This is a genomic window from Fannyhessea sp. C0108B2 (assembly GCF_056583915.1).
Genome location: NZ_JBWPJQ010000008.1, coordinates 77,945 through 103,300, shown reverse-complemented (window position 1 = coordinate 103,300; position 25,356 = coordinate 77,945). Strand labels below are relative to the sequence as shown.

Annotated in this window: 20 protein-coding genes, 1 tRNA gene and 1 pseudogene; all 22 read right to left on the bottom strand. The window is 41.8% G+C overall.

Going from position 1 to position 25,356, the window contains the following annotated elements; genetic code table 11:
- Nucleotides 1–663: pseudogene (locus tag AC1DBT_RS05175) on the bottom strand (hypothetical protein); the annotation flags it as partial.
- Between the two features lie 271 nt (nucleotides 664–934).
- A complete protein-coding gene (locus AC1DBT_RS05170; protein ID WP_480018874.1) occupies nucleotides 935–1,654 on the bottom strand; it encodes an ABC transporter ATP-binding protein in 720 nt (239 codons plus the stop codon).
- On the bottom strand, nucleotides 1,655–2,602 hold the full coding sequence (locus tag AC1DBT_RS05165) for an ABC transporter ATP-binding protein (RefSeq protein ID WP_480018873.1): 948 nt from the start codon (nucleotides 2,600–2,602) through the stop codon (nucleotides 1,655–1,657).
- Nucleotides 2,595–3,731, bottom strand: coding sequence for a branched-chain amino acid ABC transporter permease (locus AC1DBT_RS05160; RefSeq protein WP_480018872.1), 1,137 nt, complete (start codon nucleotides 3,729–3,731; stop codon nucleotides 2,595–2,597). The genes AC1DBT_RS05165 and AC1DBT_RS05160 overlap by 8 nt, the downstream gene beginning before the upstream one ends.
- Before the next feature lie 9 nt (nucleotides 3,732–3,740).
- Nucleotides 3,741–4,613, bottom strand: coding sequence for a branched-chain amino acid ABC transporter permease (locus tag AC1DBT_RS05155; RefSeq protein WP_480018871.1), 873 nt, complete (start codon nucleotides 4,611–4,613; stop codon nucleotides 3,741–3,743).
- A 142-nt stretch (nucleotides 4,614–4,755) separates the two neighbouring features.
- Nucleotides 4,756–5,958 (bottom strand): ABC transporter substrate-binding protein, encoded by a 1,203-nt coding sequence (locus tag AC1DBT_RS05150; protein WP_480018876.1) that lies wholly within the window; start codon nucleotides 5,956–5,958, stop codon nucleotides 4,756–4,758.
- A gap of 356 nt (nucleotides 5,959–6,314) precedes the next feature.
- Complete coding sequence (locus AC1DBT_RS05145; protein WP_480018870.1) at nucleotides 6,315–6,860, bottom strand: VanZ family protein; 546 nt, start codon at nucleotides 6,858–6,860, stop codon at nucleotides 6,315–6,317.
- Nucleotides 6,861–6,862: 2 nt separating this feature from the next.
- Nucleotides 6,863–8,140 carry a hypothetical protein gene (locus AC1DBT_RS05140; protein WP_480018869.1) on the bottom strand — a complete coding sequence of 426 codons (1,278 nt, stop codon included), beginning with the start codon at nucleotides 8,138–8,140 and terminating at the stop codon, nucleotides 6,863–6,865.
- A gap of 310 nt (nucleotides 8,141–8,450) precedes the next feature.
- Nucleotides 8,451–10,652, bottom strand: a complete 2,202-nt coding sequence (rho, locus tag AC1DBT_RS05135; protein WP_480018868.1) for a transcription termination factor Rho — start codon at nucleotides 10,650–10,652, stop codon at nucleotides 8,451–8,453.
- Between the two features lie 391 nt (nucleotides 10,653–11,043).
- Nucleotides 11,044–12,891 (bottom strand): arginine--tRNA ligase, encoded by a 1,848-nt coding sequence (gene argS, locus AC1DBT_RS05130; protein WP_480018867.1) that lies wholly within the window; start codon nucleotides 12,889–12,891, stop codon nucleotides 11,044–11,046.
- Nucleotides 12,892–13,140: 249 nt separating this feature from the next.
- Nucleotides 13,141–14,640 carry a nicotinate phosphoribosyltransferase gene (locus AC1DBT_RS05125; protein ID WP_480018866.1) on the bottom strand — a complete coding sequence of 500 codons (1,500 nt, stop codon included), beginning with the start codon at nucleotides 14,638–14,640 and terminating at the stop codon, nucleotides 13,141–13,143.
- Between the two features lie 75 nt (nucleotides 14,641–14,715).
- On the bottom strand, nucleotides 14,716–15,039 hold the full coding sequence (locus AC1DBT_RS05120) for a membrane nuclease (RefSeq protein WP_480018865.1): 324 nt from the start codon (nucleotides 15,037–15,039) through the stop codon (nucleotides 14,716–14,718).
- A 46-nt stretch (nucleotides 15,040–15,085) separates the two neighbouring features.
- The gene (locus AC1DBT_RS05115; RefSeq protein WP_416447527.1) at nucleotides 15,086–16,063 is read right to left on the bottom strand and encodes a radical SAM protein; all 978 of its coding nucleotides are present in this window, start codon (nucleotides 16,061–16,063) and stop codon (nucleotides 15,086–15,088) included.
- Nucleotides 16,064–16,226: 163 nt separating this feature from the next.
- A complete protein-coding gene (locus AC1DBT_RS05110; protein ID WP_480018864.1) occupies nucleotides 16,227–17,048 on the bottom strand; it encodes a hypothetical protein in 822 nt (273 codons plus the stop codon).
- 321 nt (nucleotides 17,049–17,369) lie between these two features.
- The gene (locus AC1DBT_RS05105) at nucleotides 17,370–17,759 is read right to left on the bottom strand and encodes a hypothetical protein (RefSeq protein ID WP_236681484.1); all 390 of its coding nucleotides are present in this window, start codon (nucleotides 17,757–17,759) and stop codon (nucleotides 17,370–17,372) included.
- Between the two features lie 182 nt (nucleotides 17,760–17,941).
- Nucleotides 17,942–18,016 (bottom strand) — tRNA-Asn (locus AC1DBT_RS05100).
- Between the two features lie 144 nt (nucleotides 18,017–18,160).
- A complete protein-coding gene (locus AC1DBT_RS05095) occupies nucleotides 18,161–18,730 on the bottom strand; it encodes an NADPH-dependent FMN reductase (protein ID WP_048596516.1) in 570 nt (189 codons plus the stop codon).
- 121 nt (nucleotides 18,731–18,851) lie between these two features.
- The gene (rpoD, locus tag AC1DBT_RS05090) at nucleotides 18,852–20,183 is read right to left on the bottom strand and encodes an RNA polymerase sigma factor RpoD (RefSeq protein ID WP_480018863.1); all 1,332 of its coding nucleotides are present in this window, start codon (nucleotides 20,181–20,183) and stop codon (nucleotides 18,852–18,854) included.
- 65 nt (nucleotides 20,184–20,248) lie between these two features.
- The gene (gene dnaG, locus AC1DBT_RS05085; RefSeq protein ID WP_480018862.1) at nucleotides 20,249–22,108 is read right to left on the bottom strand and encodes a DNA primase; all 1,860 of its coding nucleotides are present in this window, start codon (nucleotides 22,106–22,108) and stop codon (nucleotides 20,249–20,251) included.
- Nucleotides 22,092–23,387 carry a bifunctional riboflavin kinase/FMN adenylyltransferase gene (gene ribF / locus AC1DBT_RS05080; RefSeq protein ID WP_480018861.1) on the bottom strand — a complete coding sequence of 432 codons (1,296 nt, stop codon included), beginning with the start codon at nucleotides 23,385–23,387 and terminating at the stop codon, nucleotides 22,092–22,094. Before ribF ends, dnaG begins: the two co-directional genes overlap by 17 nt.
- Nucleotides 23,381–24,328, bottom strand: a complete 948-nt coding sequence (truB, locus tag AC1DBT_RS05075; protein WP_480018860.1) for a tRNA pseudouridine(55) synthase TruB — start codon at nucleotides 24,326–24,328, stop codon at nucleotides 23,381–23,383. Before truB ends, ribF begins: the two co-directional genes overlap by 7 nt.
- Nucleotides 24,325–25,341 (bottom strand): DHH family phosphoesterase, encoded by a 1,017-nt coding sequence (locus tag AC1DBT_RS05070; protein ID WP_480018859.1) that lies wholly within the window; start codon nucleotides 25,339–25,341, stop codon nucleotides 24,325–24,327. Before AC1DBT_RS05070 ends, truB begins: the two co-directional genes overlap by 4 nt.
- Between the last annotated feature and the right edge of the window lie 15 nt (nucleotides 25,342–25,356).

Here is a 25,356-nt window from a genome sequence, read left to right as displayed (position 1 = left end):
CCAGTAGTCATCACCCTTATAGGATACTTTGCCTGTTACCATCTTGTGATCTTGGTTAAAGTACCACCACCTACCGTTAGGTGCATAGTACCAGCCTGTTACCAAAATACCCTTATCGTTGGTGCGTATCCAGCTGCCTTGTTCGTCTTTTGCCCAACCGTTACACAGAAGGCCTACATTCTCATCAAGCCAGTAGTCATCACCCTTATAGGATACTTTGCCTGTTACCATCTTGGAATTGTCTTTATTAAAGTAGAACCAATTGCCATTGGGAATTTTATACCAGTTTTTTACTAAAATACCCTTATCGTTGGTACGTATCCAGCTGCCTTGTGTATCTTTTGCCCAGCCGTTATACAGAAGACCTGCGTTTTCATCAAGCCAGTAGTCTTTATTATCATCGGTAACTTTGCCTGTTACCATCTTATGGTTGTCTTGATTAAAGTACCACCATTTCTTGTTAGGAGTCTGCAGCCAGCCTGTTGCAAGATTTCCGTCGTCTTTTACATACGTCCATGCATTATCTTTATGAACCCAACCAGGGTTTTGTGCTAATGCAGTAGTTGGTTGAGACAGAGAGCATGCAATACCCAAGCCAAGAACACAGCTTAAAGGAAGTAACAAGGATACGCGTATACCTTGGTGCTTATTGTTATTGACCATAAAGCCTCCTTTATAGGTATGATACATATGAGGATTGTACCCCCCCCCCCACAAGCTTGATGCAAGCTCTATTTTTAAAAGCGTAAGTCGTTTTATCTCTCATGGATGTTGAAATTAATGTATCCGCGTTTCACACCACATTTATGGCGATAGGTCAAGCAAAAAAAACACAAAGCTTCACAAAAGAAAAAGCTCTAACAGCAGCTAGAGCTTTTAAAAACTTTTATAAATGCATCACATATGTTAACAAGCAGTTGTTTGTTCCATCCGCTTAGGACTTAGCCGAACCACCCAAGTAAGCCTTGCGAACATCGTCGTCGTGCAGCAACTCTTGACCCGTACCAGTTTTGGTAAGTGTACCTGTTTCTAAAACATAGCCACGATCGGCAATTGAAAGTGCCATTGAAGCATTTTGTTCTACCAATAAAATAGTAGTCCCCTGCTCATTAAGCTCTTTAATGATCGAAAAGATTTCTTTAACCAAAATAGGCGCTAAACCCATAGAAGGCTCGTCGAGCATAAGCAAGCGAGGTTTACTCATTAAAGCTCTACCCATAGCAAGCATTTGCTGCTCGCCACCGCTCATGGTACCTGCAGATTGCTTTAGACGCTCTTTTAAACGGGGAAAATGCTCGTAAATGCGTTCGAGCGTTTGTTTATTCTGCGCATCTTTTTGCGTGTATCCACCCATCATAAGGTTTTCTTCAACACGCATATTGGTAAAAACATGGCGTCCTTCGGGGCAAAGGGCAAGACCACGACGGACAATTTTATGTGCAGGCATTCCAACAAGTGATGTTTCCTCAAATAAAATTTCTCCAGATTGAGGCTTCAACAAACCTGCAAGGGTGTTAAGCGTTGTGGACTTTCCTGCGCCATTGGCACCAATTAAAGAAACAATCTCGCCCTCGTTAATTTCAAAACTGATGCCACGAACGGCCTTAATCATTCCGTAAGACACATGTAAATCGGAAACTTTTAAAAGCGCCATTTACGCCACCTCCTGTTTACCAAGGTAGGCTTCTATAACACGTGGGTCATGTTGAATGTCCTCAGGCGTTCCCTTAGCAATAATTTTTCCGTAATCAAGTACACCAACAGATTCGCATACACCGCAAACGAGGTTCATATCATGCTCAATAAGCAATATTGCAATCTTAAACGTATCACGAATAATTTCGATATGCTCGGTAAGAGCTGCAGTTTCGGAAGGATTCATACCTGCAGCAGGTTCGTCGAGTAATAAGACCTTTGGTTGCGTTGCAAGCGCGCGAAGAATTTCCAAGCAACGCTGCTGTCCATATGCCAAATTTCCTGCAGAGGTATCGGCAGTTTTTTGCATGTCAAACAAGCCTAAAAGCTCATATGCTTTGTCTTTAAATTCTTGTTCTTGCCTCCAGTGCTTAGGAAGACGAAAAACATCGCTCACAAGTCCTGTTGACATAGAAGAGTTAAAACCAACCAAAATGTTATCAAGAACGCTCATCTGATTAAAAAGTCTAATATTTTGAAACGTTCGTGCTACACCCATCTTATTAACTTGAGTGATGGTTTTTCCAGCGGTATCATAGCCGTCTACTAAAACGGTGCCGCGCGTAGGCTTATACACATTGGTGAGTAGGTTAAAAATAGTAGTTTTACCTGCACCATTAGGACCTATTAAACCAGCAATTTCAGTTTTACCAATGGCAATATTAAAGTTATCAACGGCAGTAAGACCACCAAAATCAATTCCTAAATGTTCTGCTTGTAAAACAGGAATTTTTCCAAGATCACGCTCGGGCAATAAATTAGGTGACTCAATAGGAACAAGAATGGAGCGCAGCCTTTTCCCTAACGAGAGTGAAGAGGACAGCTTATCTTGTAACGTAGTCTTTGATCCAACGGAATTGGTGGGTTTTATACCTTCAGCTTCAACTTTTGTCTTGTCATTACTCATGAGCGCTCACCTCTTTGTTATGTGATGTACCGCGAACTAAAGATACAAGTTTTCCAAGAATGCGTGAAAGCGAAAAATCATAGGATCCAAGAAGACCTTTTGGCCTAAAGATCATAACGAGTACAAGAACAATAGAGTACGCAATCATACGATAATCAGAAAATCCGCGTAACAATTCTGGAAGAATGGTAAGCGTTGTAGCAGATAATACCGAGCCTAACATAGAGCCCATACCACCTAATACAACCATTACCAAAATCTCAACCGATTTCATGAATCCAAATTTTGCCGGGGCAAGAACACCAATACAACCAGCATACAAAACACCTGCAACACCTGCAAAAAAGGCTGAAAGAACAAAAGCTGTGGTTTTATAGGTAGTAATTGAAATTCCACTTGCTTCGGCCGCAATCTCGTTATCACGAATAGCATAAATTGCTCTACCCCACCTGGACTTCATAAGTGTATGGATAACAAAAATGGTAATAACAACTAAAACCGACGTATTAATAAAGTTAGTAAACGAAGGTATACCAGTTAAGCCTTTAGCACCTCCGGTAAGCGTCACGTTAAACGTAGCGTCAAAATTTTGCATAACCACACGAATGATTTCGGCAAAACCAAGGGTAATAATAGCCAAATAGTCGCCTTTAAGACGAAGCGCTGGAATACCAATGATTAAGCCACACAGAGCCGCCGCCAGACCGCCAATAAGAACGCCACCTATAAAAACAGCTACGGCAACAGGAGATAAAAGAACAAAAGCGCGCGGCGCCAGGTGAAGAGCTTCTGCGCACTTCATAATAAAGATAGCGCCAGCATAACCTCCAACCGACATAAACCCAGCATGGCCGAGCGGCAACTGTCCAAGATATCCCGTTACCAGGTTAAGGGAAACAGCCATGATGATATAAATACCAATTTGCTCGAGAACCGAAATTTGATATCGAGTGATAAATGCAGATGCAATCAAAAACTGACCAAGCGCAATAACAATCACAATAAGAAGCGTGTTAACAAGATAGCTCACAGGTGTTGAAAGATGAGGAGTGCCATCAAATGTTTGAGCAGCTTGAGCAGCTTGAACACTGTTGCTTGGTTTTTTCTGAGACGAATGAAATAAACGCATGTTCTTCTCCTAAACTTTCTCATTAATCGGTTTGCCTAAAATACCTGTAGGCTTGACGACCAAAACAATAATTAGAAGCAAAAAGACAATAGCGTCTTTCCAAACAGAGAGACCACATGCAGAAACCAGCACCTCAGCAAAGCCTACTACCAAACCACCAATCACCGCACCAGGAATAGAACCAATTCCGCCTAAAACGGCAGCAACAAAAGCCTTAGTTCCAAGCATAACACCCATTGTTGGACTTGCTTGCGCATAAGCCATGCTATAAAGAACCGAACCAATACCAGCAAGTACACAACCAAGTGCAAAGGTAAACGAAATAACCGTGTTAACGTTAATACCCATTAAACGAGCAGCACCCATATCTTCGGAAACGGCACGCATGGCAGCACCGAGCTTGGTCTTTTTAACCAAAAGCGTAAGAACCGCGCACGATATTCCGGTAACTACAATGGTAATAACAGCAACCGTAGAAATGGGCAGCCCCATAAACTCGGATGATGACACTTCAAAGAAATTTGGAAGAACTTTTGCATCAGCACCAAAAATTAATTGGGCGCAGTTCTCAAGAAAATACGAAACGCCAATTGCAGTAATAAGCAAAGACAAACGAGGAGCATTTCTTAACGGAGCATACGCGAGCTTTTCGATAACAATACCCAAAAGCGTACAGACAACAATCGTTGCTATAATAGCTGGTATAGGACCAATTCCTAACTGAACTAAACAAAGCCAGGAGATATAGGCACCTACCATAATAATATCTCCATGCGCAAAGTTGAGAAGCAGGATAATTCCGTACACCATAGTGTAGCCCAAAGCAACGAGCGCATAAATACTACCAACTTGCAACCCGTTAAGAATTTGCATTCCTATCATCTCAAACCTCCTTATCACGATAACAACTGACGATGCGTTGAAAATACACGAAATAAAACAAGCCAATTACGGTCAATTTATATGGCAAAACCCTTATGCCTTTAAACATCTTGCATAAGGGTTTACCAAAAATGTATATTACTTATTTTGCTTCAATAACCTGGAATACTTTTTGTTTACCCTTATCAAATGTAACAACAAGGGTTGATTTAAGAGGATCGCCGCTGCCATTAAATTTAATGGATCCGGTTACCCCATCTACTTTGTCTTGCGCAATAGCATCGATAAGTGCTTGCTTATATTCTTCGGTTCCAGGTTTTACGTCGCCCTTATCATCAACTGTTTTCAACGCTGTGCACATCATCATAGCAGCGTCATAACCAAGCGCGCAGAAGTTAGAAGGATTCTTGCCGTATTCATCGTGATAGGCTTTAACAAATTCTTTAACCTTCTCATTATCATTTTCAACGATGAACGGGCAGTTATAATAGCAACCTTCCAAATCTTCTGGTGAAGCATACTTATCATCACCGTCAACCATGTTAGCCCAACCATCGGCACCAAGGAACACTCCTTTGTAGCCAAGCTGACGTGCTTGGGTAACAATTTTGCCGCTGTCTTGATAATAGTTAGGACAAAATACTGCATCGGGCGAAGTTGCAAAGATTGCAGTAAGTTGAGCGTTAAAGTCTACGTCACCGGCTGCATATGCCTGTTGCGAGGTAACATTAATACCAAGTTGCTGACATTCTTCAACAAAAATCTTGTTAATACCGCTCTCGTAATCACCGCCGGAGTTATAGATAGTGCCCACGGTTTTATATCCCTGCTTTTGTGCAAACTGAGCCATAACTTTACCTTGGAAGTCATCAGTCATAGTAGCTCTAAATGCATTATGACCAAATGAAGTAAAGGCTGGAGCGGTAGCAGACGCACTAATAAGTGGCATATTATCATTTGCAGAAACCTGCGCCACTGCAATAGAAGGTGTTGAGGTTACGTCACCGATGATACCTAATACCTTGGCATCGAGCATTTTTTCGTAAACGTTCTTTGCCTCGGTAGAGTCACCTTTTTCGTCTTCGATCATAAGCTCAACGGTTTTACCGTTAACACCACCATTGGCATTGAACTCTTTAACAAAAAGTTGAACACCGTTTCTAATAGCAAGACCGTATTGAGCAACATCGCCCGTATACGGTCCCATAACACCAACTTTTAATGAGCTGTTTGAATCTGAGGACATGTTATTATTACAGCCAGCAATAATAGACAAACCCCCCATCAGTGTAGCGGCTTGCGCACTCATTTTGACGAATTGACGTCGTGTGAGATTAGTCATCATCATATCCCCCTTCATATCGTTTACGTATGTGATAACAACTATCGATACATACTGTAAAGCCTTTTTAGAAATTTTTTGTCCAAAATCAAATCTTGTCATCATTTGTTAACGAAAGTATTCAAAACTTATGTAAATTCGCGAATTTTTACTCATTTTAAGCGTAGAAATTGTCAACATAATTTTTAAATTGTATAAGTAAATTGATAAGTTAACCGAGGAAAATTACTCGTTTATTGGATAGAATTATATTTATATACAAATATTTATATAATAAATTATACCCTTTGTGAGGAAAGCTCATAGATTAAGTTTTTAAAATAGTAAAGGTAAAAGGTGTTATACGTAACAAAAAAGGACTAAAAAGTTCTTCGTTGGGTCTTGTTTATCCGGCGTATATAACTACCCCATACTATGCATACACCCAAACAAACCCCACATAAATCAATCGCGCAATCAACAAGTTCGCCACTTCGACCAGGAACAAAAAGTTGAATTGTTTCATCGCAAGCAGGTACAACAGCTGCAGTCAATACAAAAAGAAGAAGTAACTGAGATGTTTTTATCCGAAGTACCCGCGCATTTCCCATGCAAAAAGGTTGAAGAGCCATTAACGTTCGAAGACATGCAAACAACAGGGCAAGCAGCGTTCCAAAAACAGCATATTCAAGCAGATGGGCGCTTTTGCGAACAATAAAAACCATAAGATGAACGTTGTAGATACCAAATCCCACAAATATATTCCAAAATCTATAAACAACGGCATCACTTTGCGCGGAAGATACAAAGCCAGGAGTGGCAGAATGATGCCACATGCTCAAGATCCATAAAAGCGTTGCAATCCATAAGAAAAAAGACGCACGTGAAGGAGAAAGGTTCGACCAAAACCGTTTACGTATATTCAAAATTAAGCTTCTTTAATGTTGGGCTCAACAAAATGTTTTGGTGAAAACACGCACGATTTTGCAGGCGATGTAGACATATGCTTTGGTCGTTGAATAGAAGATTTAGTATTGAGCGATGCCGTCGAGGAATTAACACGCAAAGGCAATGTTTGGCTTCCACCCTCAAGTACCTTTAAGTAATTATGTGAGCTTTTACGGGCAACTTTGGATTCGTTGCGCGAAAATTCGTCCTCTAATAAGTAATCAACATAGGAATCTCTATCCACAACCTCGGGATGATTACCAGGCGCTTTAAACGGAATAAATGCTGTAACGCCAGACATGTCATCAACTTCATCTACCGAGGTAAAATCATCAAAGTCAACATCAAAAGGAGACACGGAATCTGCATGAGAAATCTTCTCGTTCATATTATGTAAGGCAACTTCCCATAAGTCCTTATGATCAAGTTCGTTTGCGCTGCGCCGAGCAGGATACGCGCCTTCATTAACTTCAGCAATGGAGCTGCGAATATAATCAGCACGAGCGGAATTAGAATTAAACTCAGCTGTATGTGAGTCTGTTTGTATCTCAGAAGAGTGAGGCGTTGCTTCTTCATCAAGCCAGGTAGGATCTTGCGAGAAATCTACAGGAGTAATGCTACGATAAGAATCGGCATCGCCTACATGACGAACGCTATCGCCTAAACGAGCTTCCCACCAACTTGTTCCCACATCACCTACCGAGCCATCGGCACGCTGTATAACAGGAACATCGTCAAAACGATCAGAAGACAGGCGCTCCGAAAGAATTTTTGCGACACCTTGTGCGCGCGCGGCCATACGTTCTTTGAAAGACTGATGCTGAACATAATTGGTTGCAATATCTGCATAATCATTACTTGCATGCGCCATAGCACTTTGTGGATAAGCAAATGTGCTATCTGAAGACCTCAGATCAGAGTTTGTAAGAGAAGATTTAGTGTCAGGTTCAAGCTGATCAAGCTCATCATCTTCATCTAAATTGTGCGCTTCATCCACCTTGTTATAAGAAAGCTTATTGCGTGAATGGGTGGCTTGTGTGGAAATATCAGTGGTTTTATTACGAAAAAGGATAATAAAATACGAAAGAGTTGCAATAAGTCCCGAAATTCCAACACCAGCGAGCAATCCAAAACCAAAATCAGGTGTTAGATAACCATTTGTAGACGATGAAGCAGCAAGGGCATAATGAGGAGCTAATAAACAATCACAAGAAAGAAGACCCGCTACTATAGCTTGATTACTTCTGATGCTTCTCATATCTAAACCTTTCTAGAAAGCTTTAGATACGCAAGTAAACAAAAACGCTGCTAGCGCGTACATTAAACGGCGTTGTATGTTTAATCTGCGTATACCGTTTATCGTATTTATATAAAATATGTATCTTTAATGGTACGCAAAACTGTAAAAAATTCAAGCTTAAATATAAAAGGATAATATTTTTTAACGAGATTTGCGAAATGAGCCCGTGACCTTGTTCGAATTGGGAAAGATATAGCACTCACCAAAGAAAAACCGCACAGGCATACATCCTGCGCGGCTTATCCAGCTCTATTTAGTAAGTCTGTACCTAAAGCTTAGACGGAGAGTCAACATAATCAATCGCCTGCGCTTTTCGAGCAGATCGAATTAAAAAGTCCTCGTTATCCTTTGTTTCTTTGAGACCTTTAACAAGTGCCGAAGCTGCACGCTCAGTATTGTTCATATTTGCCAGAACACGGCGAAGACCCCAAACAAATGGTTGAAGCTCTTTAGAAATAAGCAGGTCTTCATTACGCGTACCCGAAGAAACAGGATCGATAGCTGGGAAAATACGACGATCAGCCAATTCACGATCGAGTTTAAGCTCCATATTACCCGTTCCTTTGAACTCCTCAAAGATAACTTCGTCCATTTTTGAACCAGTGTCAATAAGAGCAGAAGCTAAAATTGTGAGAGATCCCCCATGTTCAATATTGCGTGCAGCACCTAAGAATTTCTTAGGCGGATATAAGGCCGCAGAATCTACACCACCAGACAAAACTCGGCCACTAGCAGGTTGAGCAAGGTTGTATGCACGTGCAAGACGCGTAATTGAGTCAAGCACAACTACCACATCTTGTCCAAGTTCAACAAGGCGTTTTGCGTGTTCAATAACCAGCTCAGAAACTGAGGTGTGATTTTCGGCTGGCATATCAAAGGTAGAGGCAACAACGGTGCCTTTAATGGAACGCTGCATATCGGTAACTTCTTCGGGGCGTTCGTCAACCAACAAACAGAAAAGATGTACCTCAGGATTATTTGCCGTAATAGACTGGCAGATTTTTTTAAGAATTGTTGTTTTACCAGCTTTTGGAGGTGAAACAATTAATCCACGCTGACCCTTTCCAATAGGTGCAACTAAATCGATAGCACGACCCGTTATAGATTGCTGTCCGTTTTCCATGGTAAGGCGCTCGTCAGGATACACAGGAGTTAAATCACGAAAACGTGGACGCTGGCGAATCTCTTCTGGCGTTTTACCATTGATTTGAACAATTTTATGAAGCGGTGGGAATTTATTATTCCTACTTGGGGAAACACGGCCATCAATTAAATCGCCAGGACGCAGCCCATATTGGCGAATAAGTTGCTGATGGACAAAGGCATCATTATCGCCACTCATATAATTTCCTGTACGGATAAATCCATACCCGTCGGGCTGAATATCTAAAATACCTTGAATAGTTGCAAAGCCCTCAGAAGCAGCTGCAGCCTTATAAATTTGCTCTATAAGAACTTTTTTGCGAACTCCTGCGGTTTCAAGACCAAGTTCTTGAGCTTTAGCGCGTAGCTCGGCAACTTTCATTGAAGAAAGTTCCTCTTGAGAGAGCGAAGGCTCGCTTGGCGAAAGATTTTCTCCTTTTCTACCCCGTCTGCGTTGCTGCTTGGTAAAACGAACATTCACCTGTGGAACCTTAACAGCTGTTTGAGGTTGGTGCACTAAAGGCGAACTAGTTTGATTAGAGGAAGTTGCATTTGCAGATACCTGAGCAGGTACGGGGGCGCTTTGAGGAAGAGCAGATGCTTGTGGAAGGGAATTTTCATGAGCACTATGAGGTGCTGGCTGGTTAATACCAAGCTGAGCTGCATTATTGTGACGACGATGACGACGTAGCTCTACCGTTGGCGTAGCAGTAAACGATGTTTTTGCTTCAGAATTTATTTGTTGTTCTGATTCATGCTCGGCCTTTGGAGTAATAGCTCTTGTTTCATGATATAAGGTACTGTTTTGTGCTGCTTCAGAAGTTGATTTTTGTGCCAGCGTTTGTGTTTGCGGTTGAGTCTGCTTAAGCGCCATATCAGACGCACCACGATGACTATTTTGCTTATCAGACGTTTCGGACTTTTGCGAGTTATCCTGCGATAAAACAGCATTTGCTTGAGCAGATATATTCTTATCAAACGTAGATTGAACAATTGGAGAATGTGCTTCTTGAGCTTTTAACATTATGTCATGAGATTCAATCGATTGCTGTTGAGCTAACAGTGCAGCTTCAATGGCTTTTTGACGTGCAATTATATCTGATTTACGGGGACGACCGCGACGACGTTTTGGAAGATTAATTAAAGGAAGTGAGCCATCCTCAATATTTTTTATAAGTTCATGTTCGGGCACTTGTTCGCTCTGAGATTTTTCATCTACAGACTGAGAAGATGCGTCTGGCGAAGACTCCAGTAAATTTTGATTTTTACGCGGACGACCGCGACGACGTTTTTGAGGAAAAGATGAATCTGCACCTGATTGGATCATAACTGCAATATGCCTTTCTTGTAACTGTACTCCAGGTGAAATAATAAATTAACCATCATGCATAAGACATCTGATTCAGAAAAAATCTGATTAACATGTTCTAATTAGAATCACTTAAGGGATTTGGATAACACAACGGTTAAAATACAAGCAAATGTATGTTAACACATTTAATAAAAAACGAGGTGATGGTGTATTAAAACATATGGTATATGGGGAGAACTAACAAAATTCACACAAAGCTCAATAGATTTTGCAAGAAGCAATGAGTAAGAACCTATGTGATTAAAAAGAAACTACAACGCATTAAAAACGTGCTCGCGTAGCGTGCATAACGTCGTGTTGTTGATCAAAAGACCTACGACGTCATGCACGCAAATTAATAAAGTAATTACATTACATCGGGAGCGGATACGCCAATAAGCTTTAAAGCAACTTCGAGATTAATGCGAACTGCATCACAGGCTGCAAGACGAGCACGAGAGAGCTCTGGATCAATTTGTCTACCTTCACTTGAAAGTACTTGACAATTTGCATAAAAGCCGTGGAAAGCACCTGCAAGCTCTTCGCAGAAATGCGTGATTCTAAAGGGTGCACGATCGCGTGCACAACCTGAAATAAGCTCAGGGAACTCAGAAAGTTTACGTGTAAGTGCAGCTTCCATAGGATGAACCAAAAGTGACAAATCACATGCATCGCCAATTGCTTTTTGTGCAACAGCATCCATGCCTAAAGATTTAGCTTCTTCTTCGCTTACACCAGCTGCGTGACGCAAGATCGAGCAAATACGAGCATGAGCATATTGAACATAAAATACTGGATTTGCATTTGATTTTTCTTTTACAGCTTCGATATCAAAATCGATTGTTTGATTAGATGACTTGCTTACCAAAGTATAGCGTGTAGCGTCTACCCCAACTTCTTTAATCAGCTCGTCAAAGGGAACCATAGTACCGCGACGTTTTGACATACGAACAGGTTCACCGTTACGCAGCAAGTTTACAAACTGGCCTAAGTCAACCTTAAATTGTCCCTTAAACCCAAGTGCATCGCATACATTAGTAACACGCGCAATGTATCCATGGTGGTCAGAACCCCATAAATCAATCGAGAGCTGCGCGCCACGGTCAAACTTATTCCAGTGGTAAGCAACATCGGAGGCAAAATAGGTGTAATCACCGTTAGACTTAATTAATACGCGGTCTTTATCGTCGCCAAACGCGGTAGACTTAAACCAAAGTGCACCGTCATCCGTTTTATAAAGATATCCCATTTCATCAAGACGAGCAAAAGCTTTATCAACCAAAGAAACGCCCTGTTCGTTTTTGTCATAGAGCGAACGCTCTGAAAACCAAAGGTCAAAATCGCAGCGAACGTTGTGACAGGTTTTTTTGATACGAGAAAGCATGGCCTGATATGCGCGCTCACGGAAGGCATCACAACGCTTTTCTTCGTCAACCTTATACCAAGCATCACCATCGGCATCATAAAACTCTTTTGCAATCTCGATAATATAATCGCCACCATACGAGTTGCCACCAAGGTGCTCGTTAAAAGCGTCCATAAAGGGGTGTTTTTCGGGGTGAGAGTCATCCTCGTCTAAAACGTATTCTTCGCGGTCTTGCAAAAGAAGCTCGTATGCTTTATTGCTATCACAGGATTTCTCTTGCATAATTTGGCAAAGTTGCACATAGCGCATAGCAACTGAACCGCCAAAAACATCCATTTGCGAGCCGTGATCATTAATGTAATACTCACGGAAGACGTCATATCCACAAAAATCCAAAACATTGCAGATGGAGTCACCTAAAGCAGCCCAACGACCGTGGCCAACATGTAATGGGCCGGTTGGATTGGCAGAAATGAACTCGTAATTTATCTTAAAACCATGACCATCGTTGCATGAGCCCCATTTACTGCCCTGTGCACGAACATCATTAATAACATCGTTACTGGCAGCGGCCTTGAGATAAAAATTAATAAAACCAGGGCCTGCAATTTCAACTTTTTCAACTTCCTTGTTCTCAGGAAGATGATCAACAATAATCTGCGCGATTTTTGCAGGAGCCATATGCGCAAGACGAGCGGTTCGCAGCGCTACGGTTGAAGACCAATCACCATGATCGGCATCAGCTGGACGCTCAATACAGGCGTCTTCAATTTTGAACTCAGGAAGATCTGAAGATGCTTGAGCATCCTTAAGAGCACAAAGAACAAGGTCATTAATTGCTTCGGGCATATATAACTCCTTTAATCATATACATGCTGGACGTATACTATTTCATACCAATACAACACACAAAAATCTGTATACCTTTTAATCATACGTATAAAATAAACAAAATACATTGGAAAAAATAAAAATTAACCAAAAATAATGTCTTGCATAATTAGAAGGATAAAAGCATTCAAAATTTCACGAGCACAAAGAGCGCGCAACACTTAAGCACTCAAGCGGTAGCGCGTGTGCTCACACAAAAATATACCGTTATCGTCGTCGTGTTTGGTCGCAAGAAGACTGAAACGCTGCATGACTTTGAACAAGCTCGCGTGTAAGCTCGGATAGACAAGGTTCAAGACCAACAGGATACACTTGCGGATTTAAAAATCTTCTTATGGCTGGATCAAGATGCGCCTGAGCATCAAGCGAGCGTGCACGCGCAACTTCCAAACTATCGGGATCTTTAGTACGCATACCTTGCTTAACAATTTGTTCAAGGAGCTCATAACAAGTTGCATCGTGCAATTTGTAACTTACTAAATCGTCCAACACATCTACCATATGCGAAGGAGCATTTGATGCGTTGCACTCTGTAGCGATCATATCTCCTACCAGGTTGTTATTACTATCAACAAAACGTAAGATACGCTGAATTCCTGGAATGGTACGCTTATACGCCATCTCAGATAACTTAATAGTAGGTGTCCATGCATCGGCTGAATTATTTCTAATAGCTGAAAGTTTATAGACGCCTCCCAAAGCCGGCTGAGGATCGCAGGTAGCAAGCTTAGTACCAACACCAAATGAATCAATTGGCGCATGCTGCGCTAACAAAGATTGAATAGTAAACTCATCCAAGTCGTTGGAAACTGAGATTTTAACGTATGAAAGATTTTCTTGGTCAAAAGCCTGTCGTACACGCTTTGAAAGCTTTGCCAAGTCACCACTATCAAGACGAACACCCAAGAGATGCTCTCCTCGTGCTTCCATCTCGTGCGCAACGGTAATTGCATCTTGAATACCAAGGTTAACATCATAGGTATCGAGCAGCAGCACGCAATTATGAGGGCTTGATTGAGCATAAGCTCTAAATGCGTCAAGTTGCGAAGGAAACGACATTACCCATGAATGAGCATGCGTACCAAAAACAGGAATGTTATAAATTTTACCAGCAAGCAAGTTTGAAGTTGCACCAGCACCACCAATATAGGAAGCGCGCGCTACACTCAAACCGCCATCGTATCCCTGCGCACGTCTAAGCCCAAATTCAAAAACGGGACGTCCTTGTGCAGCACTGACAACACGTGCAGTTTTAGTTGCAAGTAAAGTTTGAAAATTAACTGTATTTAGTAAAGCTGTTTCTAAAAGTTGACAATCGATAAGAGGGCCTTGAACACGTACGATGGGCTCACGAGGAAAAACAACATCGCCTTCGGGCACTGCCCATATATCAACATGCATACGAAATGTACGCAGATAGTCTAGAAATCCTGGTTTGAACATAGCACCACCAGCAGGTGCTTTAAGCGAGGCAAGGTAATCGATGATCGTATCATCAAAAGAAAAATTCTCAACTAACTCGGCAATCTGAGCCATGCCGCACGCAATAGCATAACCGCCATCAAATGGATTAGAACGAAAAAAAACCGTAAAGCACGATTGCATATCCACAAGCCCTGCGTCCCAATACCCTTGAGCCATGGTAAATTCATATAAATCGGTATTAAGAGACACGTCATGAGCAGACGTTGCATCGGTAAGAGCCATAGTATTATCTTCCTTTACAATGAAAAGTGAACGCGTTAATTGTACCACTAAACATGCATAAGTCTTGCGTCTAAGTTAAGCTGAAAAACGCATAATAATAAGGATGGCAGCCGCAAGCACTGCTAAGCATATAAGGACAATTTTTTGGCCAAGCGGCATACGCAAATCATCATCAGGTTCCATGATTTTTCTGTTCTTCTCTTGAATATATTTAATGTGCTCATCCCGCGCACGAGCAGCTGCGGCTTGCTGTTTTTGAGCTGCTTGTACCCGTTGTTGCTGACGCATTCGTTCGGCTTTTTCTTTTCTAAGCTCTAATAACTCTGCACGCTCGGCGCGAGATAGAGAATCATCGTTATGTGTTTGTTCTTCTCTTTGTTGATGTACTTCGTCTGTCATGTTTTCCCTTTCCATCATATTCGCAGATAAATTGTAATGCAGGCGCTTATGCAACTGATGCACGTCTGACATGAGCCGTAAATGAAGAAAGTTCTGGTCCTTGAACACCAGTTGCGTCAAACTCTGGAATGAAGCTTTCCGAAACGGTACCGCCTTGTTGCCACCACATACGCTCAAAGCCAAGGTCATCGGCATGATCGAGCACGGCTTCATATTCTTCGTTTGTTAGGGCATGTGCTAAGTTACCCCCAGCTTTGCGGCAACGCTTATTAGGCGTATATTGGTTCATAACCGAAATATCAATCTCGTTATGACCTATCTTCCACAATTTATCTAAAACCTTACACGAATCATCGCTGTGACCAGGCATAACTAAATGACGAACAATAATGCCACGAAGCATTTTACCAGTTGACTCATCAATAAGACGACCACCATGCTGACGTAAGCTTATAAGCATCTGTTCAAGAGACGCTGCTGCCATCTGCGGATAATCAGCTGCAGAGGTAAGCATTTTTGCCAATTTTGACGATGCAAATTTAAAATCAGGAAGCCAAATATCAATAACATCAGACATTGCTTCTATAGTTTCGGGACGCTCATATCCTGAAGTATTACACACAATAGGCAAATGTAACCCTGCATCTTTTGCCATAAACAGCGCTTCACGCACGTGAGGCGCATAATGAAGCGGCGTAACCAGGTTAATGTTGAGTGCACCTTGCTCTTGAAGCTCAAGCATAATCTCAGCAAGGCGCGCCGTGGTAATTTTTAATCCAAAACCTTCTTGAGAAATCTTAAAGTTTTGACAAAATGCACAACGAAGCGGACACCCAGTAAAAAAGATTGCTCCGGAACCTTTTGTTCCCGAAATGGGCGGCTCTTCCCAAAAATGAAGTGCCGCGCGCGCAATATAAAGAGAATTAGAAGCACCACAAAAGCCTGCATGACCAAGGTTACGCTTTGCATGACACATACGTGGACATAGTTGGCATACATCATATGATGCATTGGTTATACGCATAAACGCTGACTTCACTTTCACTGAGTAGAGATAACCACCTTATTGTAACGTAGCTTACCAATAATAAAGCAAAAGACTTGCTGAAGTTACAAAGAAACCTAGAACCTATATGAATGAAGCCACGTAATGACAGATTACGCATATAAACAAAGAGATATCAGCTCTACCGTTTATCGTTGCGACCAACGGTAACTACACGTCCATCTTTTACTAGAATAGTAGATTCGCCATGGTTACATAGATACCGACCATTACCAAGCTCATCTACCGAAAGAGACGGTGTTTGGTTAAGCATATTGTTCTCGATATCTTCAGTTCCACCTGCCGCATAATCGGCCTTACACCGTTCTCTAAAACGCTGTACGCGCATGTACTGCGCATGATACGCGCTGCCAGTTTTTTCAAGCGCAGAGACTTCATTAGATAATTTCTCGTTATATCCAAGCATTTTATAAAACGGAGCAAACAAGCTGATATGCGTCTTGTCGTACAAATCATAGGCAGCTTCCGATTGGCCGTACTGCTTCCATTTTAAGTCATCAAGTATTTTTTCTTGAACGTCAAGGAGTTTGTTGTCGTGCTTTAAAAGATAATACCTGCTGAAATCTGATGGCGGAATAGCGCGCATGCCAACATGTACAAACACATCGAGAATGTCTACGTGCGTAATGAGGTGCTTATTTGGATAAAACAGTACTTTTACAATTTTTATCCCACAAAGTACCACTACATACAACATCACAATATACATGTACATCATGATAAGCAGAGGCAGGCGGAAAAAAGCATCCAACTCGCTAAATGGCTGGCTCAATAAAAACAATATAAAAAGAGGAAGCGGTTTTACTAAGGTGTTTGCTGCAATTCGCCATACGTTATATTTCTTGGGATAATTGTGCTCATACATGAGCAGTTTTATCGCATACGACTGTAAAGTAGTTCTGTTTGGTGAAGGCTGATTGTCTGCAGCAGTTCCGCTGTTCATAATGTCTCTTTCCCGCAGCCTACGTGTGCACTTGGAGCCAACACAGGGTAGCTTGCGTTGCACAAAAACTTTTTAATACTACTATTATACTCATTATTTGTTGAAAAATGGAGGGCTATAGCCGAGAAATCGGGCTATAGGACAAATGTAGCTTACCAATAATAAAGCAAAAGACTTGCTGAAGTTACAAAGAAACCTAGAACCTATATGAATGAAGTCACGTAATGACAGATCACGCATATTGAAGTCACGTAATGACAGATCACGCATATTGAAGTCACGTAATGACAGATTACGCATATAAACAAATAGAAACCAATCCTACTGTTTATCGTCGCCAATAACGGTAACTACACATCCATCTTTTACTACAATCATAAATTGACCATTGTTACATGGATACCGACCATTACCAAGCTCTTCTACCAGATGACATGTTGTCTGGTTGAGTATCTTGTTCTCGATATCTTCTATATTTATGCCAAGAACACGCTCAACGTAGCGAATAATAGCATGTTCGGAGACGGTTAATTTTTTATTTTGCAACATAAGCTTATCTATCTTGGTGCTAAGTATTTGAATACTTGTTTTCTTAGTAGCTATGGTATGTTTAATTTCTTGTTGATGAGCATAAAGTGCTTCAACTTCTCCAACCAAATTATTTTTAAGCGTTTGAAGCTTTTTTATTTCAGCTCGCGCGGCTACACCCATGACGCTCCCCTTTCGTACATGAATACAGATGTATCCATGAATTAATACGTTAGCTGTACTATAACTGAGGGGTCGGACATTAATTAAAATATGGATGCATATACGAAGTTAAAGGAAACGAGAAAGATCAAAAGATAAGAAAAAAAAACCGAGTATCAAAGATACTCGGTTATAACATGTTCTGGCTCCCCGAGTAGGATTCGAACCTACGACACGCTGATTAACAGTCAGCTGCGCTACCGCTGCGCCATCGGGGAATAATCGTGCGCAAGCACGGATAACTACTATACCAAACTCACTCATAAAGACAAGTGCTAAATTAAAATTTCTACGTAAAATTTCAAAAAAGTAGAAAAACAGCTGGTAGAGCTATTGCACGTGCGCTAAAAATATACTCGCGTTTAGTGGCGAGGATTTGCTTCCACTAATGCTACAAATTTATCTACATAACTTTGTAAAAACTTATACGTAGACTCAACAGCAATGCGACCATTTTCGTCGAGCAACGAAGGAGACTTGCCTAAAAATACCTCAGGCTGACCCATAAGTGGCATATCAAAATAAGAAAGTGCAAGGCGAAGATTTTTTTGAGCGCTGTAGCCACCCATAGCACCAACAGAATGACTCATCATACCACAAGGTGTACCTTTCCATGCCACGTCACCTGCTGGTTTAGAGGCAACATCCACAGCATTTTTAAGACATGCAGGAATGCAACGATTGTTTTCGGGAGTTACAAACAAAACGCCGTCAGCGGCTTTAATGGTGTTTCTAAACTCTGTATAGCTCTCTGGAAGCGGCTTGTCAGTTTCCTCGGGGTTGTCGTAATCGGCATCATAGAGTGGCAAATCACGAATCTCAACAATCTTTGCTTCATAATCCTTAGGAAACATATCAAGAACATTATTTGCAATCTTGCGAGCATAGGAACCTTTACGTAAGCTTCCCACCAAAACAGCGATGTGTTTCATACTCTCCTCCATCTACTCAATAAAAGATAACAATAAAGTTGTACCCAATTTGGAAGTGTCCTATAACACAAACCAATTGGGTACCAAAATTTTATCAAATTATAAAGCTAAGAGCACAAAACTAATCGCCAATGTAGTCTTTTAACCTACCTGAACGCGAAGGATGACGCAGCTTGGCAAGCGTTTTGCTTTCTATCTGACGAATACGCTCACGCGTAACGCCAAACTCTCGGCCAACCTCTTCAAGCGTACGGGGATGTCCGTCTTCTAAACCAAAACGGAACTTGATAACTTTACGCTCACGATCGGCTAAGCCATCGAGCACCTGATTAAGCTGCTCGCGCAACATAGAGTCACTTGCAGCATCGGGAGGAGCTACAGCTGTTGAATCTTCGATGAAGTCGCCCAAAGAAGAATCCTCTTCTTCTCCAATAGGAGTTTCAAGTGACACAGGCTCTTGGCTGATTTTTTGGATCTCACGCACGCGATCGGCAGACATTTTCATCTGTTCGCCAATTTCCTCGGGCGTTGGTTCTCGTCCTAAATCTTGCAAAAGCTCTTTTTGAACACGAACAAGTTTATTGATGGTTTCTACCATGTGTACCGGAATACGAATGGTGCGCGCTTGATCGGCAATAGCACGCGTGATGGCTTGACGAATCCACCAAGTAGCATAGGTGGAAAATTTAAAGCCTTTTGTATAGTCAAATTTTTCGACAGCGCGAATAAGACCAAGATTTCCCTCTTGAATAAGGTCGAGAAATAACATGCCACGTCCAACATAGCGCTTAGCAATCGAAACAGTTAAGCGTAGGTTTGCCGAGGTAAGCGCCTGCTTTGCGTCAAGACCTACTTGCTCGATACGCATAAGACGTCTTTGCTCGGCACGCGTTAATTCAATCTCGCCATTTTCTGCAGCTTCCAACTTTTTGGACGCATCTGTTCCTGCTTGGATCTTCATTGCCAAATGAACTTCTTCTGAAGCATTAAGCAAATCAACTTTTCCAATTTCTTTGAGGTACATGCGAACAGGATCGCCTGTGAGCATAACTGCAGAACTATCAATTCTGCGTGTACGCGCACGGGAAGAGCGTTTATTACTACGTTTTTTAGGCGAAGAACGTAATATCTCGGTTGCAACACGCGTTTCTGCGCGAGCAGCAGCTAAATCGGGATCGTCTTCATCATCAACTTTTAAATCGTCATCATCTAACAGATCATCGTCGTCGTCCAAATTAACCGCGTCAGCAGTAATAGTGATATGTTGAGCACGCAAAACCTGGTATACATCAGAAAGTTCATCTGCATCGGTGTCATAATCTGATAAAGCGATTTGAATTTCGTCTTCGGATAAGGTATTACCCGATGCATTTGCTTGCGAACTTAGTTTATCGACAATTATTTGAAGCTCTTCAGAAAGCTGTACATCTTGGTTTGATTCTTGCGATGCCACAGATATCCTTTCGACACATGCTTATGCGATTTGAGAAACTACTTGTTATATACCCAAACCTAATTTTAGATAACATTAGAAATTATACTCTTTAGTTCGCTAATATGTTTCTGTAATTGCGTGGCTTTTTCAAGGAGTTTTTGGCTTTCGTCAAAGGTAAGCGAGGTACGCGCAAGTTTAAGCTGTGTTTTTATCTTTTTAACTTCGCGAATAGATGACCACAAATCAACACTTGTTACCAAAAACTGAAATTGCATTTCTGGCGCTAAATTAGAAAAACTAACTACCCGTCCTGATGCTAAAAGGTTAGGTGCCGATTGCACAACGCGCGTAGCAGCTCCTACTACTTCTGCAGGTGTTGCCCCTTCAGGAGTTGCAAGCATAGCCCATGCAAGTTGTTCATGCGTGGCATCAAGCCAATTAAAATGCGCAATACGATCTTGATATTGGTGCATAAGCTGTGGTTTTGCAGCCATTAAGGAAAGTAATTCTAACTCAGAACTTTTTTGCATACGCGCATCAGCAGACAACAAATGTTGTGGTGTTAAAGCGTGGTTCGATGAATTGGTGTTTAAGGTATTGTTTTGAATAGGTGTCTGCAAACCTACAGAAGCACTATTTGCGGGAGTATACACACGCGCTGCCTCTTTCGCGGCTTTAATTGATGCTTTTACATGGTTTACATCCATATCAAGCAAATCAGCTACTTGAGAAGCGTAATCGTCTAAAAATAATGAATGCTTAAGAGGTGCTAAAAGCTGACTGGTAGATTGGAGCGCCTGAACACGTTGACCTTCAATACGTGTATCAAAATGCTCAAGTCTTTTTGCAAGCACAAAATCTAAGAGCGGCCGCGCATGCGAAAGAATTTCGGCGAGTTCCTCTTTAGAATGAGCGCTTAAAAATTCTGCAGGATCCAAATTTTGTGGCAACACAACACATAACATTTCAAGACGAGTTTGATCAAGAAATTGAACGGCTCGCTCGGCAGCTTTTTGACCCGCAGCGTCACCGTCAAACATGCAGATAATCTTACGCGTTGCAAAACGTTCGATAAGTTTAATATGATCAAGCGTGAGCGCCGTTCCAAGAGCCGCCACACAATTGGTAAAACCAGCACGATGCATAGAAATAACGTCAGTATAGCCTTCACACACAATAGCGGTTCCCGTTACCACAAGAGAATTTTTTGCTTCGTCAAATGCGAACAAGTGTTTACCCTTAGAAAACAGAACTGTATCTTTAGTATTAAGGTATTTGGGCTTGCCATCCCCTATGACACGTCCTCCAAAAGCAATACATTTTCCTTGTTCATCATGAATAGGAAACATAACCCTATCAAAAAAACGCTCACGCAAACCCTGAGGAGTAAGACGCGCTAAATCACAAGCTAAAAGTTCTTGACGGGTAAATCCTTGTTTTGTCAATTCTGCTAACAACTCGTTTGAGCCAAGTGCAAATCCTAGATGCCAACGTTTAGAAACAGCACTTCCAAATGAGCGACCTTGTAAGTACATACGTGCTTCTTGCGCTTTTGTTGAGCGTGAACAAAGAAGGGTACGCTCGTAAAATTCTTGAGCCGCCTGCATGCACGCATAAAGGCGAACACGCTTAGGAGTATGAGATGAACGATGAGAGGTTTGCGTTAACTCAACGCCATATTTATCTGCTAAAAATTTGAGTGCGTCAGGAAATTCGAGGTGTTCGCGCTGCATAATGTAGGCAAAGACATCGCCACCAAGTCCGCAACCAAAGCATTTCCATAAACCAGTTGAAGGATTGATATGAAATGAAGGGCTTTTCTCGTGGTGAAAAGGACAACAGCCCCACAAATCTGCACCGCGAGGTCGTAAAGGTACGGTTTCTGCTACAAGCTGCTCAAAATTTACCGCAGCGCGCACACGTTCTTTATCGTCTGTTTCCATACCTGTACACCTCGATTCCAGTTTCTCCTAAACAGTTTTTCACTTCTTTAATATTATCATGGACTGCTTTGATAAGCGCAGACACCGACTCAAATTTACGCGCATCACGCATGCGTTTAATAAAGATAACATCGACGGTTTGGCCGTATATATCGCCTGTAAATCCTAACAAATGTGCTTCTAAAAATCCCTGTCGTGATAAAAGGCGCCTCTTTGAATCGCAGACAGTCTTTTGGGTGTTGTCTTGGGCATTCTTTTCGAAGCTGTCTTGGGAGTTATGGTGGGCGTTATTTTGGGCAGCATTTTGAAGATTATCTTGAGCCTTGCCTTGGCTGTTCTCATAAATTTCGGAAGAGAATGTTGGAGAAATCCCCACATTTACTGCAGCTGGATAGATATGGTTTTGACAAACAACACATGCCATATATACACCAGATTGAGGAACACAATGATTTGCTTGGCATAGAATATTTGCCGTTGCAAAACCAAAGCCACTACCCTTTCCTCTTCCATGAACAACTTTTCCCGATAAGGAATAAAAGCGTGTGAGATACCTTGTTGCAAGATCTATATGGCCGTTTTGCAAAAGCGTACGAATTAATGTTGCAGAAATAACCACTTCGTTGTCGGCAGCAAGCGTATGACCAAAAACATCAATATCATGTAACAAACCAAAAGCGCGTAATGCAGAAATGTCGCCTTGCCCACGATACCCCATTTTAAAGTCGGAACCTACATGAATAATACGAGGTGCAAGATGTTTCATAACAATGTCAGTCAAAAATTTTTGACACTCAAGCTTTGCAAGCGCTGGCGTAAAAGCCACCACAACAATAAGGTCAACATGGGTGCGTGCAATGAGTTCTAAACGTTGTTCGGTAGTTAACAGGCAAGCATCCAAATCAAGAGCACAGGACGCAGGTGCTTGCGAGTGAAGTACAAACGATGGATCGGGGTCAAAGGTAACAACCGCAGATGCAAGATTGTGTTCACGCGCGCTTTCAAGAGTTTTGTGAAGAAGTTCTTGATGCCCTACATGAAAACCGTCAAAAACACCAAAGGCAACACAAGCTGGCGTATGCGAAGTGTATGCAACATGAGGAGAAACATAAAGCGTAATTCCATCTTGTTCCAGCCGCTGGTATGTTGAAAGTACCTGCGGATATATAGAGCTGCTTTCACATATGCTTGCTAATGACACATCATGAGAAGTAAAATTTGCATGCGCAAGCACACGATTGCTATCACAGCTTATGTTGCGCGGAGAAGACACTACCATGTTACACCCGTAACGCCATTCAACATGTTTGTTCTGCATATTAGCTTATCATCTTTGCGCTCATAGATACCATAAAGTTTATGTTGGTACACACAGCCCACAAGTGGAGAATTTGCGCAATCACTCAGACTGTTTTTTCTAATTGTCAATGACCTGCCATAGGACATATCAACTAAATCGGTATCATCGAGCATATAACGTGCGGCATCAATAACATCAAAGGGATTAAGTATCTTATTGGTAAGTGACGACAAGGATTCTTTTTTAAGTTCATCTAAGGTAATGCAATCAGCTATGGTAATACTACCCGAAGAAGATCGTTTAAGCGCCGATAGATGCGCGTGTGTTTGTGCATACAAGCCAATATCGCGCGCAAGAGAACGAATATACGTGCCTTTTGATACGCAAAAATGAACATGCCAGATAGGTGCATGCGTAGAGGGGTTAAACGTGATATCGCTCAGCTCTGCCTTATGTACATATACACAACGCGGGTCAAGATCAAGCGGCGCGCCTTGTCGAACCGCATTATAGGCACGAATACCTCCAAGCGATATGGCACTATACGCAGGTGGCACTTGTTGGATCTGCCCTGTGAAGTGATGAAGGACGCGCTGTGCATACGAAGCATCTTCAACACAAGCAGGAACCAAGGAAGAGGCACAAATATCGCCTTCGGTATCATCAGTGGTAGTTTGCTGCCCAAAGGTAATAGATGCTTCATAGCTTTTGTCGTGACCAACAATATAAGATAAAAGACGAGTTGCCTGTCCAATACCTATAAGCAAAACTCCATCAGCTAAAGGATCAAGCGTCCCTGCATGACCAATACGGCGTTCGTGCAAAATGTTACGCAAAGCATTGATACAGTCATGAGATGTTATGCCTTTGGGCTTATGGAGCGCAATTAAACAATTGATACCGCTTTGGCCTCGCTTCATAAGGATTCTTTCTGAATTATGAGTTCTTGTAACTTAGGAAGAACAAGCGAAAATGCTTCATCCAAAGATGCGTCAATGGTAAATCCAGCAGCTGCTTTATGGCCTCCTCCGCCAAAAGACGCAGCAACACCAGATATATCGATCTCTGATTTAGAGCGAAGATTTCCACGAATAGTAGCGTCGCAGACTTCTTTTAAGAAAAGCACGATTTCGGCACCTGACGTGCAGCGAACAGCATCAACAAGACCTTCGCTTTCTTCCAAAGACACACCAAAACGGACATAGTCGGCACGCGTAGCGTAACTATATGCAATTTTTCCATTACAAAAACAGCTGATCCGCCCCATAACAAGCGCTTTGAGATGGAGATAGCCTAATGAAGCGTTTTGATATATATTCAGCGAAACAACTGATGGATCGGCACCAAAATTGACCAACTGAGACGCAACTTCAAACGCCTCGGGATTAGCATTTTGATATTGAAACCTTCCCGTATCAGTCATAAGCGCGCAAAAGAGATTCTGAGCAATATCGGGTGTAATAGATGCGCCCAAATAACGCAAGAAATCAAAGATAACAACACCCGCAGCAGCGGCATCAGGCTTAATGTAGGAAACATCACCAAACGGGTGCTCACAGGGATGATGGTCAAGAATAGCTGTTGCGTGTGCACGCTTGAGCACAGCCTGTGCGTCATTAAGACGATGCGAAACACTTAGGTCTACCACAATCATAAGATCGGGCGTTTCGGCATAATCACCTGCGTGTATCATTTGAGTAATACCTGGTAAAAAGCTATAAATATGACCAGGATCAACTGAATCAGCTAAAAGATTAACAATATGTTTATCAGGAAAAAGCGATCTAAGACCTAAAGCTAATCCCAAAGCAGAACCTAATGCATCGCCATCAGGTGATGTATGGCCACAAATTGCAATTGTTTGGCTCTTTTGCACTAATTCTTTTAATGCAGCAAATGCTTGCATTTTATGAGATAGTTCTTTGTCACTCATGACAGATGAACTCCT

What these genes read in the sequence shown, in the direction of transcription:
- AC1DBT_RS05070 (WP_480018859.1), bottom strand. Translation starts at nt 25,341, where the DNA reads ATGAGTGACAAAGAACTATCTCATAAAATGCAAGCATTTGCTGCATTA.
- AC1DBT_RS05150 (WP_480018876.1), bottom strand. Translation starts at nt 5,958, where the DNA reads ATGATGACTAATCTCACACGACGTCAATTCGTCAAAATGAGTGCGCAA.
- argS (WP_480018867.1), bottom strand. Translation starts at nt 12,891, where the DNA reads ATGCCCGAAGCAATTAATGACCTTGTTCTTTGTGCTCTTAAGGATGCT.
- AC1DBT_RS05125 (WP_480018866.1), bottom strand. Translation starts at nt 14,640, where the DNA reads ATGGCTCTTACCGATGCAACGTCTGCTCATGACGTGTCTCTTAATACC.
- AC1DBT_RS05105 (WP_236681484.1), bottom strand. Translation starts at nt 17,759, where the DNA reads ATGGGTGTAGCCGCGCGAGCTGAAATAAAAAAGCTTCAAACGCTTAAA.
- dnaG (WP_480018862.1), bottom strand. Translation starts at nt 22,108, where the DNA reads ATGGAAACAGACGATAAAGAACGTGTGCGCGCTGCGGTAAATTTTGAG.
- ribF (WP_480018861.1), bottom strand. Translation starts at nt 23,387, where the DNA reads ATGGTAGTGTCTTCTCCGCGCAACATAAGCTGTGATAGCAATCGTGTG.
- AC1DBT_RS05165 (WP_480018873.1), bottom strand. Translation starts at nt 2,602, where the DNA reads ATGAGTAATGACAAGACAAAAGTTGAAGCTGAAGGTATAAAACCCACC.
- AC1DBT_RS05115 (WP_416447527.1), bottom strand. Translation starts at nt 16,063, where the DNA reads ATGCGTATAACCAATGCATCATATGATGTATGCCAACTATGTCCACGT.
- rho (WP_480018868.1), bottom strand. Translation starts at nt 10,652, where the DNA reads ATGATCCAATCAGGTGCAGATTCATCTTTTCCTCAAAAACGTCGTCGC.
- AC1DBT_RS05140 (WP_480018869.1), bottom strand. Translation starts at nt 8,140, where the DNA reads ATGAGAAGCATCAGAAGTAATCAAGCTATAGTAGCGGGTCTTCTTTCT.
- AC1DBT_RS05155 (WP_480018871.1), bottom strand. Translation starts at nt 4,613, where the DNA reads ATGATAGGAATGCAAATTCTTAACGGGTTGCAAGTTGGTAGTATTTAT.
- AC1DBT_RS05160 (WP_480018872.1), bottom strand. Translation starts at nt 3,731, where the DNA reads ATGCGTTTATTTCATTCGTCTCAGAAAAAACCAAGCAACAGTGTTCAA.
- AC1DBT_RS05095 (WP_048596516.1), bottom strand. Translation starts at nt 18,730, where the DNA reads ATGAAACACATCGCTGTTTTGGTGGGAAGCTTACGTAAAGGTTCCTAT.
- AC1DBT_RS05120 (WP_480018865.1), bottom strand. Translation starts at nt 15,039, where the DNA reads ATGACAGACGAAGTACATCAACAAAGAGAAGAACAAACACATAACGAT.
- truB (WP_480018860.1), bottom strand. Translation starts at nt 24,328, where the DNA reads ATGAAGCGAGGCCAAAGCGGTATCAATTGTTTAATTGCGCTCCATAAG.
- AC1DBT_RS05110 (WP_480018864.1), bottom strand. Translation starts at nt 17,048, where the DNA reads ATGAACAGCGGAACTGCTGCAGACAATCAGCCTTCACCAAACAGAACT.
- AC1DBT_RS05170 (WP_480018874.1), bottom strand. Translation starts at nt 1,654, where the DNA reads ATGGCGCTTTTAAAAGTTTCCGATTTACATGTGTCTTACGGAATGATT.